Origin of the sequence: Sphingomonas sp. CCH10-B3, from assembly GCF_001556185.1 — a bacterium.
Lineage (GTDB): Bacteria > Pseudomonadota > Alphaproteobacteria > Sphingomonadales > Sphingomonadaceae > Sphingomonas > Sphingomonas aquatica.
On record NZ_LSIJ01000001.1, the window covers coordinates 141,809 to 151,399 of the forward strand.

The window sequence follows — 9,591 nt, forward strand, 5'->3', positions numbered from 1 at the left end:
CCCATGTTCCTCAAAGGCAAAAGCGCGATCATCACCGGTTCGACTTCGGGCATCGGCCTTGAATATGCCAAGGCGTTCGCGGCCGAGGGCGCGAGCGTTATGATCAACGGGTTCGGCGATGCCGATGCCATCGAAAAGGAACGCGCCGCGCTGGAGGCGACCAGCGGCGCCAAGGCGCTCTACGACGCCGCCGACATGACCAATCCCGATGCAATTGCGGCGATGGTTGCGCGTTGCCACGAAGAGCTCGGCGGGCCGGACATCATCGTCAACAATGCCGGCATCCAGCACGTCAGCCCGATCGAAGATTTCCCGGCCGACAAGTTCGAGGCGATCATCAAGATCAACATGACCTCGGCCTGGTATCTGATCCGCGCCGCCGTACCGCACATGAAGGCCAAGAAATGGGGCCGGATCATTTCGACCGCCTCGGCGCATTCGCTGGTCGCGAGCCCCAACAAGTCGGCCTATGTCATGGCCAAGCACGGCATCGTCGGCCTCACCAAGACCGTGGCACTCGAAGTTGCGACCTTCGGCATCACCGTGAATGCGATCAGCCCGGGCTATGTCTGGACGCCGCTTGTCGAAAAGCAAATTCCCGACACGATGGCGACGCGTGGACTGACCCGCGAGCAAGTGATCAACGATGTCCTGCTCGATGCGCAGCCGACCAAGGAATTCGTCACGTCCGAACAAGTCGCCGCGCTCGCGCTCTACCTGTGTCGGGACGAGGCGAAGTCGATCACTGGTACGAATTTGTCGATCGATGGTGGCTGGACCGCTGCCTGACCGCCAAAACACCTTGGCAACCGGGCTGATGCGTGGTTGTTTACGGCGGGTGGGGACAGTTATTCGGATCAGGACCATAGCGGCGGCGCTGCTGGCAATTGCGCTGGCGGCACCGCCCGCCAGTGCTGGCGATGGCGAGCGGCTCGACTGGCGGCGCATTGCCACGGCGGGTGACCGGTTGCGGCTGCGGACGTGGCGCCAGGCCTGGATCGAGGCGCTTGATCGTGCCCGCAAGGCCAACGCCGACGCGATCATTGCGGGCGGCGCGCTGTTCGATCCCGATCGTGCCTTTGCGGGCGCCGTGCCGCCCGTCGGGCGCTATCGCTGCCGGGTGTTCAAGCTCGGCGCCAAGGGCACGGCAATGGCCGAGTTCACTGCCTATCCCGATTTCGCCTGCCGGATCGGTGCCGACGGCGACACACCGACCTTCTACAAGCTCGAGGGCGCTCAGCGGCCGGCCGGTGTACTGTTCAGCGAAAGCGCTTCGCGCGCGGTGTTTCTGGGCACGCTGGTGCTCGGCGACGAACGCCGCGCGATGCAATATGGCCGCGACGCCTCGCGCGACCTGGTCGGCTATATCGAGCGGGTCGGCGAGCGGCGCTGGCGGCTGGTGCTGCCCTATCCGCGCTTTGAATCGATCCTCGACGTTGTCGAACTGGTGCCCGAACCCGCAAAGCCTGCGCCTCCGGCAGGCTCCGCCGCGACGGTGCTGCCGCGCTAGGTGACGGCTGGCCCGCGATTGCCGACGCCGCGGATCGATGTTATAACTTTTGTATGAACAAGCCGCTCAAGCTCATCAAGATCGGCAACTCGACGGGTGTGATCCTGCCGAAGGAAGTGCTCGCACGACTGCGCGTGTCGCTTGGGGATGAGCTGAGCGTTATCGAAACACCTGAGGGCGTCGCGCTGTCACGGACCGACCCCGAATTTGAGGATCAAATGGCCGTTGCGCGCGAGGTAATGGCGCGCCGCCGCAATGCGCTGCGCGAACTGGCGAAGTGAAATGGCCGATCAGCTCTGGGTCTGGGTCGGCCTGAAGGTCGCGCTGGCAGCGCATGAGGAGCAGCTTGCCGAACATGGCGGCGCTTCGGGCGTCCGCGACGCCAACATGCTCGAAAGTGCAATGGCGCGCCCACTCAACCTCGTGGCATATGGGGAGCCTGACGCGGCCGACTTGGCGGCGAGTTATGCATTCGGCATCGCGCGCAACCATCCCTTTGTCGATGGCAACAAGCGGACGGCAGCTGTGGTCAGCGAAACCTTTCTGGTACTTAACGGCTATGAGTTGACGTGCACCGACGTGGAAATGGTGACGACATTTCTTGCGCTGGCGGCGGGAGAACTGACCGTCGAGGCGCTTGCCGACTGGTTCCGCGCGCACATCCGCGCCGCCTGACACTTCCCATGAAAATGCCCGCCGGAGACTGGCTCCGGCGGGCACCTTTCCTCCCCAGGAAAGCGGGAACCGCGCGTGTTCGCGTCGGCTGGAAGTGTAACCGGCGGATCAGGCCGCTTCGGTCACGAACTGGGCAGCTTCAGTCGACTCGGCGAGCGCGGTGGTCGAGCTTTCGCCACCTGCCACGGCCTGCGCGACAAGATCGAAATAGCCGGTGCCGACTTCGCGCTGGTGGCGCGTCGCGGTGTAGCCATTCACTTCGGCGGCGAATTCGGCCTGCTGCAGCTCGCTGTAGGCGGCCATGCCGCGGTCCTTGTAGCCGCGCGCCAGCTCGAACATGCCGTAGTTGAGCTGATGGAAGCCGGCGAGCGTCACGAACTGGAACTTGTAGCCCATCGCGCCGATTTCGCGCTGGAACCTGGCGATCGTGTCCTTGTCGAGCTTGGCTTCCCAGTTGAAGCTCGGCGAGCAGTTATAGGCGAGCATCTTGTTCGGATACTGCTTCTTGATCGCCTCGGCGAAGCGACGCGCGTCGTCGAGATTGGGATAGCTGGTTTCCCACCACAGCAGGTCGGCATGCTCGGCAAAGGCTAGGCCGCGCTTGATGCAATGATCGACGCCGGTGCCTTCCTTCAGGCGGTAGAAGCCCTCGGCGGTGCGCTCGCCGGTCAGGAATTCATGGTCGCGCTCGTCGATGTCGCTGGTGATCAGCTTGGCGCTTTCGGCATCGGTGCGCGCGCAGATGATCGTCGGCACGCCCGACACGTCGGCGGCGAGCCGCGCGGCGTCGAGATTGCGGATGTGCGCCTGCGTCGGAATCAGCACCTTGCCGCCGAGGTGGCCGCACTTCTTTTCCGACGCCAGCTGGTCTTCATAGTGAACGCCGGCGGCACCCGCCGCGATATAGGCCTTCATGATTTCGAAGCAGTTGAGCGGGCCGCCGAAACCTGCTTCGGCATCGGCGACGATCGGCGCGAACCAGTCGCGGCTCGCACCACCTTCGCTATGCTCGATCTGGTCGGCGCGCTGCAGCGCATTGTTGATCTTGCGCGCGAGCTCCGGCCCGGCATTGGCTGGATAGAGCGACTGATCGGGATACATGGCGCCCGCAGTGTTGGCGTCGGCGGCGACCTGCCAGCCCGACAGGTAAATCGCCTTCAGCCCGGCGCGGACCATCTGCATCGCCTGATTGCCGCTGAGCGCGCCGAGGGCGTTGATGTAATCTTCCGACTTCAGCAGTTCCCACAGCTTGTTCGCGCCTTTGCGCGCCAGCGTGTGCTCGACCAGCACCGAGCCGCGCAGCTTTGCCACATCTTCGGGCGTGTAGGGGCGGGTGATGCCGTCAAAACGGCCGGCGGGGGCGGGAATCAGCTCTTCGAATGTCATTTTTACTGTCCTTGGCAAGATGCACACCGCCCATGGGCTGCATCGATGTGCGCGCTGGTGACGCAATCGGCTGCCGCTGACGAGGGCATTGTGCACGCCATTCGGGTCGTCCTGTGTGCAGCGCGGCATCACTGGTCTGTCATGATGTAATGACTTTACAAAACCCGAGGCGCGCCGCACAACAGGGCATGGCCGACCAGAAGCTGTTTGCGGGCTATGCCGTGCGCCGCGTGCGCCGCCAGTCGGGGCTGACTCAGGCGGCGATGGCCGAAATGCTCGCAATCTCGCCAAGCTATCTCAACCTGCTCGAACGCAACCAGCGCCCATTGTCGGCGACTTTGCTGGTGCGGCTTGCAGAGCAATTCGATTTCGATGCGCGCAGTCTGGCCGCTGGCGAGCCCGGCGGTGGCGAAGCAGCGTTGCGGCGGCGCCTTGCCGATCCGCTGTTCGCCGATCTCGAAGTCGACCGCGCCGAATTGACCGAATGGCTGGCCGCGGCGCCCGGTGGTGCCGAGGCGTTTGCGCGCGCCTATGACCGGCTCGGCAGTGGCGGTGCCTATCAGGGCGGCGAGACCGCCGATCCGGTCGCCGAAGTCCGCCGCGAGATCGAGCGTTGGCGCAATCACTTCGCCGATCTCGATGCCGCGGCCGAAGCGCTCGCCGATGAGCTGCGGCTGGGCGCGGGCGATCTCTACGGCGCGATTGCGGAGCGGCTGCGCGTCAAGCACCAGCTCGCGGTGCGGGTGCTGCCGGTCGAAGTGATGCCCGACATGCTGCGGCGGCTCGACCTGCACGCGCGCCAGTTGCAGATTTCGGAACTGCTCGATCCTGCGTCGCGCGCTTTTGCCGCTGCCTTCCAGCTTGGCCAAATCGAGGCGCGCAGCGAGATCGAGGCGCTGGTCAAGGCAGGCGGCTTCACGGATCGCGCGGCCGAGCGGCTTTATCGGCGCCACCTCTACAGCTATTTCGCGGCGGCGGTGATGATGCCCTATGCCCGCTTCCTGCGCGCATGCGAGGCGACCGGCTATGACATCGAGCTGCTCCAGCGCCGCTTCGGGGCGGGGTTCGAGCAAGTCGCCCACCGGCTGACCACGCTGCAACGGGTCGGCGCGCGCGGGCTCCCCTTCTTCATGCTGCGGATCGACCGCGCGGGGCAGGCATCGAAGCGCTTTTCGGGGGCCAGCGCGGCGCCGCTCGCCGAGGCCGAGGCGCGTTGTCCGCTGTGGCGCCTGCACATGGCGTTCGAGCGGCCGGGAGCGCTGACCGTCCATCTTGTCGCGCTGGAGGATGGCAGCCGCTGGTTCACGATGGCGCGCACCGTCACGCCGCAAGGGCGCCGTTACGGCGCAACCGGGGCGGAATTTGTCGTGGGGCTCGGGCTCGCGGCTGATCTCGCTGCGCCGCTCGCCGCCGCGCGTGGTGTCGACCTGGCGGGGGAGGCGACTCCGATCGGTCTCGGCTGTCGCCAATGCCTGCGCGCCGACTGCCCGCAGCGATCGGCACCGCCCGCCGGGCGCGCACTGATCGTCGTCGAGCGCGAACGCGGCTTGTCGTCGATCCGCTTTGCCGCCGATTGAGTCGAACGCTATGCTCGTGGCGCCATCGGGGAGACAGGCGTTGGAAAAATCGGTTGCGAGCTTTCGGTCGAGTACATGGCGTTGGCTGCTGGGGAGCCTAGCCGGCTGGGGGACGCTGCTGCTGTGCCTGGTCGGCGTCGGGCTGGTCATCGTCGCGTGGCGCTGGCTGAGCAATATCGCCGTGCATTACGAGCTCACCGATCAGCGGCTGATCATCCGGCGCGGCATCATCAACAAGACCACCGACGAGATCGAACTCTATCGGATCAAGGACACGACGATCGCCTATTCGATCGTCAATCAGCTGACCGACATCGGCAACATCACGATCCGGTCGAGCGACGCGACGACCGCAGGCGGCGAGCTGATACTGCGCGACATCCCGCACGGCCGCGCAATCCGCGAGGATATCCGCCGCCTGACCGATGCCGCGCGTCAGTTGCGCCGGGTCCGCGAGGTCGACGTCGAGGAGCATTGAGCGACAGGGTCGCCGCATAATGGGTAGGCTACGCCGGTTTCGCTTGCGGAACTGTCATTAAAATGAAATATTATAGTCACCGAACTGAAACATCGGCACGTGTCGCTGTGGTTCGGGGAGACTATGATGATGATGAAGTGGACCTATCTGGCCTTGATTGCCGCAGCCGCGCTCGGGGATGCTAGCCTCGTGCATGCGGCAGAAAGCAATTCGAATGGATCCGAAGAAATCCGGCGCGGCGATTACGCTGCTGCCGAAGCGCTGATCGACCGGCAGCGCAAGCTGTTCACTTGGGACAGCGACCTCACGCTCAATCTGGCGACCGTCTATCGCCACACCAATCGCGCCGACGCGGCCCGCGCGCTTTATCAGCGCATCCTGCAATTGCCGGACGAGGAAATCGAGATCGGCAACCACGTCACGACGACGCATGCGCTCGCGCGACGCGAGCTTGCCCGAATGGCAGTCGCAACGCTGCGCTAGGCGCCCGCGACGGTCAGGCGTTCGAGCTGATCATGCGTCAGCTCGAGCGTCATCGCGCCGAGCAGTTCCTCGATCTGGGCGACGCTCGTCGCACTCGCGATCGGCGCGGTGACGCCGGGTTGGGCAGCGAGCCACGCCAGCGCGATCTGCGCGAGCGTCGCGCCGGTTTCTACCGCCACCGAGTCCATCGCGTCGAGCACGGCCTTGCCCTTGCCTTCGAGCAACGGCGTCATCCGCCCGCCGCGCACGCTTTTGCCGAGATCGTCGGCGCTGCGATACTTGCCAGTCAGGAACCCCGAGGCGAGGCCATAATAGGGTACGGCGCCGATGTTGTGAGCGACGCAATAATCCTGCAGCTCGCCTTCGAACTTGTGGCGGCTGACGAGATTATATTCGGGCTGGAGCACGTGATAGCTTGGCAGGTGATGCGCCATCGCGACGTCATGCGCCGATTTCAGCCGCGCGGCGTGGAAGTTGGATGCGCCGAGCGCGCGGACCTTGCCCGCCTCGACCAGCCGGGCAAAGGCGCCGAGCACATCCGCCTGCGGCACATCCTCATCGTCCTGATGCGCGAAATAAAGGTCGATCGTCTCGACGCCGAGCCGCTTGAGCGACGCATCGCAGGCGGCCGCGATCCGCGCGGGCGCGAGCTTGGCGCCGCCTTCGCCGGGCAGCATCCCGACCTTGGTCGCGATCTGCACGGCATCGCGCTTGCCGCTGGTGCGCAGCCACTCGCCGATCACGCTTTCGGACTCGCCGCCCTGATGCCCCGGCGCCCAGGCCGAATAGACGTCCGCTGTGTCGATCATCGTCCCGCCGCCCGCGACGAACGCGTCGAGCACGGCAAAGCTCGCGGCCTTGTCCGCCGTCCAGCCGAACACATTGCCGCCGAGCACCAGCGGCGCGATGTCGAGATCGGTGCTGCCCAGGCGACGTTTCATGGCTTGGTGCTTTCGGCTTGATTGGTCAGGACGGCATTGGCCGAGACGCTGTCTTCATCGAGCATCGCCGCGGCGTCATTGAGCTGGCTCGCTTCGGTTGCGCTCGCGCCGCCGGGGTCGCCGCCCGCCGATCCGCAGCCGGCGAGCAACACCAGGGGCAGGATCAGGCCGACCGCCTTCATCGATCGACCGCGTTGTTGGCGTCGCGCAAGGACTGGCTCGCCTTTTCCTTGCCCTTTTCGGTGGCGTCGTCGATCGAGTTGCCGACCGAATCCGTGGCATTGTCCATGCCGCCCAGCGCGCGGTCACCGGCCGCATCGACATCCGCTGCGGCTTCGCTCATCGCCGCATTGGCGTCGGCCGTGATCGCGTCGGCGGCCTCGGCGGTTTCGTTCTGCGCCTTGGGGCTGCACGCGGCGAGGCCGATGGCGACGGGCAACGCGAGCAGCAGGGCGGGCAGGCGGGCGATTTTCATTGACGGGTCCCTTGGAGCAATTGTCGATCGCGGCATAACGTTCAAAGGCTAGTCCCGGGTCCCGGCGCACGCAATGGCCGCTGCCGCGGTGATCGCCGTTGCATTCATATAAAGATATCTTTATATCGTGATCCGATGCTGCTCGCGCTCGAAATCTTCCGTGCCCTTGCCGATGCGACCCGGCTACGCATTCTTGCGCTCATCCAGACAATGGAGCTGTCGGTCGGCGAACTGGCGCAAGTGCTGGGGCAAAGCCAGCCGCGCGTGTCGCGCCATGTCAAGATCCTGTGCGACGCCGGGCTTGCCGAACGCCGCAAGGAAGGCAGCTGGGTGTTCGTCGCGCTCGGCGACCGCGCGCTGGTCGCGCCGGCGCTGGCCGCGCTCGACAGCTGGCGCGCGCGTGAAAGCGATCATTGGGCAGTCGCCGACGCTGCGCGGCTCGCCGCCGTCCGCGCCGACCGGGCAGCGGCGGCGAACGCCTGGTTCGAGGCCAATGCCGGGCAATGGGATGCGATCCGCTCGCTGCACATCGCCGAAAGCGACGTCGAGGCGGCAATGCGGACGTTGCTGGGCGACGCGCCGATCGCGACCCTGATCGACATCGGCACCGGCACCGGACGGATGCTCGAACTGTTCGCGCCGCAAGCCAAGAGCGCGCTCGGCATCGACCGGTCGTCGGAAATGCTGCGGCTGGCGCGTGCCAAGCTCGCCGAGCGCGGCCTTGCCAACGCCGAACTTCGCCAGGCCGATCTTTATGCGCTGCCGATGGCCGATGGCGGCGCCGATGCCGCGATCATCCACCATGTGCTCCATTTCGCGCAGCAGCCGGGTGCCGCGATTGCTGAGGCGGCGCGCGTGCTTGCCCCCAGCGGGCGGCTGTTGATCGCCGATTTCGCCCCGCACGAGCGCGAAGAATTCCGCAGCCGCGACGGCCACACCCGGCTGGGCTTTTCGGACGAGCAGATCCTCGGCTGGTTCGGCGCGGTGGGGCTTGCGCCGGTGCGCACCGAAACGCTCGAAGGCGGCGAACTCACGGTCAAACTCTGGCTCGGTCGCAAGGCCGGCAGCCCGCTCAAAGAGGCAATTGCAGCATGAACCTTTCGATACCCCAGCTCGAGGAAGCGCGGCGGGCGCTCGACGCGCCCTTGTTCGCCGACCTGGCGGGCGATGCCGAAGTGAGCTTCGAATTCTTCCCGCCCAAGACCGAGAAGATGGAAGAAGCGCTGTGGGAGACGGTCAAGACGCTCGAACCGTTCGGGCCGCGCTTCGTCTCGGTGACTTACGGCGCGGGCGGCACGACGCGCGAGCGCACGCACGCGACGGTCGCGCGCATCCAGCGCGAAACACCGATCGCGGCCGCCGCGCACCTGACCTGCGTCGAAGCGTCAAAGGCCGAGATTGCCGAGATCGCGCATGCCTATTGGGAAGCGGGCGTGCGGCATATCGTGGCGCTGCGCGGTGACGCGCCCGGCGCCGACGCCTTCGTCCCGCACCCCGATGGCTATACCAATGCCGCCGATCTGACGGCGGGGCTGAAGCAGCTTTATCCGTTCGAGATTTCGGTCGCCGCCTATCCCGAATGCCACCCCAATTCGCGCGACGAGGCCGACGATCTCGACAATCTGAAGCGCAAGCTCGATGCGGGCGCGACCCGCGGGATTACGCAATTCTTCTTCGAACCCGAAACCTTCTTCCGCTTCCGCGACCGCGCGGCCGCCGCCGGGATCAGCGCCGAAATGGTGCCGGGCATCATGCCGGTCACCAATTTTGCCAGCATCAAGCGCATGTCGGCGATGTGCGGCACGCAAGTGCCGCAGTGGCTCGGGCGGTTGTTTGAAGGGCTCGACGATCATCCGACCAGCCGCCAGCTCGTTGCCGCGACGCTCGCCGCTGAGCTGTGCCGCAAGCTTTATGCAGGCGGCGTGCGGCAATTCCACTTCTACACGCTCAACCGCGCCGAGCTGAGCTTTGCGATCTGTCATCTGCTCGGGTTGCGGGCAGTGGCGGCGGGGGTGGCGTAATCATCAAACCCCTCCCCTTTAGGGGAGGGGTTTGATGATTACGCC

At 65.7% G+C, this 9,591-nt stretch carries 13 protein-coding genes; 9 read left to right on the forward strand and 4 right to left on the reverse strand.

The annotated features are described in order from the left end of the window. The first annotated feature begins 3 nt into the window (after window positions 1-3). The 4 genes from AX672_RS00705 to AX672_RS00720 are packed head-to-tail and all read left to right on the forward strand — an operon-like array spanning window position 4 to window position 2,185. On the forward strand, window positions 4-789 hold the full coding sequence (locus AX672_RS00705) for a 3-hydroxybutyrate dehydrogenase (protein WP_066646793.1): 786 nt from the start codon (window positions 4-6) through the stop codon (window positions 787-789). Between the two features lie 49 nt (window positions 790-838). Beyond that, on the forward strand, window positions 839-1,510 hold the full coding sequence (locus AX672_RS00710) for a DUF4893 domain-containing protein (RefSeq protein ID WP_231731104.1): 672 nt from the start codon (window positions 839-841) through the stop codon (window positions 1,508-1,510). 53 nt (window positions 1,511-1,563) lie between these two features. Continuing rightward, entirely contained in the window at window positions 1,564-1,791 is a 228-nt protein-coding gene (locus AX672_RS00715) for an AbrB/MazE/SpoVT family DNA-binding domain-containing protein (protein WP_066646795.1), read from the forward strand. Window position 1,792: 1 nt separating this feature from the next. Then, complete coding sequence (locus tag AX672_RS00720; protein WP_066646798.1) at window positions 1,793-2,185, forward strand: type II toxin-antitoxin system death-on-curing family toxin; 393 nt, start codon at window positions 1,793-1,795, stop codon at window positions 2,183-2,185. 108 nt (window positions 2,186-2,293) lie between these two features. Here AX672_RS00720 and aceA read toward each other — a convergent pair whose 3' ends face one another. Next, a complete protein-coding gene (aceA, locus tag AX672_RS00725) occupies window positions 2,294-3,571 on the reverse strand; it encodes an isocitrate lyase (protein ID WP_066646801.1) in 1,278 nt (425 codons plus the stop codon). A gap of 188 nt (window positions 3,572-3,759) precedes the next feature. Between aceA and AX672_RS00730 the strand changes: the two genes are divergently transcribed. The 3 genes from AX672_RS00730 to AX672_RS00740 all read left to right on the forward strand — a co-directional run bounded on the left by AX672_RS00730 (window position 3,760) and on the right by AX672_RS00740 (window position 6,109). Next, on the forward strand, window positions 3,760-5,148 hold the full coding sequence (locus tag AX672_RS00730; protein ID WP_066646805.1) for a helix-turn-helix domain-containing protein: 1,389 nt from the start codon (window positions 3,760-3,762) through the stop codon (window positions 5,146-5,148). Window positions 5,149-5,188: 40 nt separating this feature from the next. After that, entirely contained in the window at window positions 5,189-5,626 is a 438-nt protein-coding gene (locus AX672_RS00735) for a PH domain-containing protein (RefSeq protein WP_231731105.1), read from the forward strand. A 126-nt stretch (window positions 5,627-5,752) separates the two neighbouring features. Further along, window positions 5,753-6,109, forward strand: a complete 357-nt coding sequence (locus tag AX672_RS00740; RefSeq protein WP_202189199.1) for a tetratricopeptide repeat protein — start codon at window positions 5,753-5,755, stop codon at window positions 6,107-6,109. Here the strand turns inward: AX672_RS00740 and AX672_RS00745 are convergent. The 3 genes from AX672_RS00745 to AX672_RS00755 are packed head-to-tail and all read right to left on the reverse strand — an operon-like array spanning window position 6,106 to window position 7,525. Further along, the gene (locus AX672_RS00745) at window positions 6,106-7,050 is read right to left on the reverse strand and encodes an aldo/keto reductase (RefSeq protein WP_066646820.1); all 945 of its coding nucleotides are present in this window, start codon (window positions 7,048-7,050) and stop codon (window positions 6,106-6,108) included. The two genes, AX672_RS00740 and AX672_RS00745, sit on opposite strands and share 4 nt — an antisense overlap. Beyond that, window positions 7,047-7,232, reverse strand: a complete 186-nt coding sequence (locus AX672_RS00750; protein WP_066646823.1) for a hypothetical protein — start codon at window positions 7,230-7,232, stop codon at window positions 7,047-7,049. Before AX672_RS00750 ends, AX672_RS00745 begins: the two co-directional genes overlap by 4 nt. Continuing rightward, window positions 7,229-7,525, reverse strand: a complete 297-nt coding sequence (locus tag AX672_RS00755; protein ID WP_168727273.1) for a hypothetical protein — start codon at window positions 7,523-7,525, stop codon at window positions 7,229-7,231. Before AX672_RS00755 ends, AX672_RS00750 begins: the two co-directional genes overlap by 4 nt. A gap of 135 nt (window positions 7,526-7,660) precedes the next feature. Between AX672_RS00755 and AX672_RS00760 the strand changes: the two genes are divergently transcribed. Further along, window positions 7,661-8,620, forward strand: a complete 960-nt coding sequence (locus AX672_RS00760; RefSeq protein WP_066646826.1) for an ArsR/SmtB family transcription factor — start codon at window positions 7,661-7,663, stop codon at window positions 8,618-8,620. Beyond that, entirely contained in the window at window positions 8,617-9,546 is a 930-nt protein-coding gene (gene metF, locus AX672_RS00765; RefSeq protein WP_066646828.1) for a methylenetetrahydrofolate reductase [NAD(P)H], read from the forward strand. Before AX672_RS00760 ends, metF begins: the two co-directional genes overlap by 4 nt. Window positions 9,547-9,591 lie beyond the last annotated feature (45 nt).

Coding starts and splice junctions, on each gene's coding strand:
- AX672_RS00755 (WP_168727273.1), bottom strand. CDS start 7,525: ATGAAAATCGCCCGCCTGCCCGCCCTGCTGCTCGCGTTGCCCGTCGCC.
- AX672_RS00750 (WP_066646823.1), bottom strand. CDS start 7,232: ATGAAGGCGGTCGGCCTGATCCTGCCCCTGGTGTTGCTCGCCGGCTGC.
- AX672_RS00715 (WP_066646795.1), top strand. CDS start 1,564: ATGAACAAGCCGCTCAAGCTCATCAAGATCGGCAACTCGACGGGTGTG.
- AX672_RS00730 (WP_066646805.1), top strand. CDS start 3,760: ATGGCCGACCAGAAGCTGTTTGCGGGCTATGCCGTGCGCCGCGTGCGC.
- AX672_RS00720 (WP_066646798.1), top strand. CDS start 1,793: ATGGCCGATCAGCTCTGGGTCTGGGTCGGCCTGAAGGTCGCGCTGGCA.
- aceA (WP_066646801.1), bottom strand. CDS start 3,571: ATGACATTCGAAGAGCTGATTCCCGCCCCCGCCGGCCGTTTTGACGGC.
- AX672_RS00740 (WP_202189199.1), top strand. CDS start 5,753: ATGATGATGAAGTGGACCTATCTGGCCTTGATTGCCGCAGCCGCGCTC.
- AX672_RS00705 (WP_066646793.1), top strand. CDS start 4: ATGTTCCTCAAAGGCAAAAGCGCGATCATCACCGGTTCGACTTCGGGC.
- AX672_RS00760 (WP_066646826.1), top strand. CDS start 7,661: ATGCTGCTCGCGCTCGAAATCTTCCGTGCCCTTGCCGATGCGACCCGG.
- metF (WP_066646828.1), top strand. CDS start 8,617: ATGAACCTTTCGATACCCCAGCTCGAGGAAGCGCGGCGGGCGCTCGAC.
- AX672_RS00745 (WP_066646820.1), bottom strand. CDS start 7,050: ATGAAACGTCGCCTGGGCAGCACCGATCTCGACATCGCGCCGCTGGTG.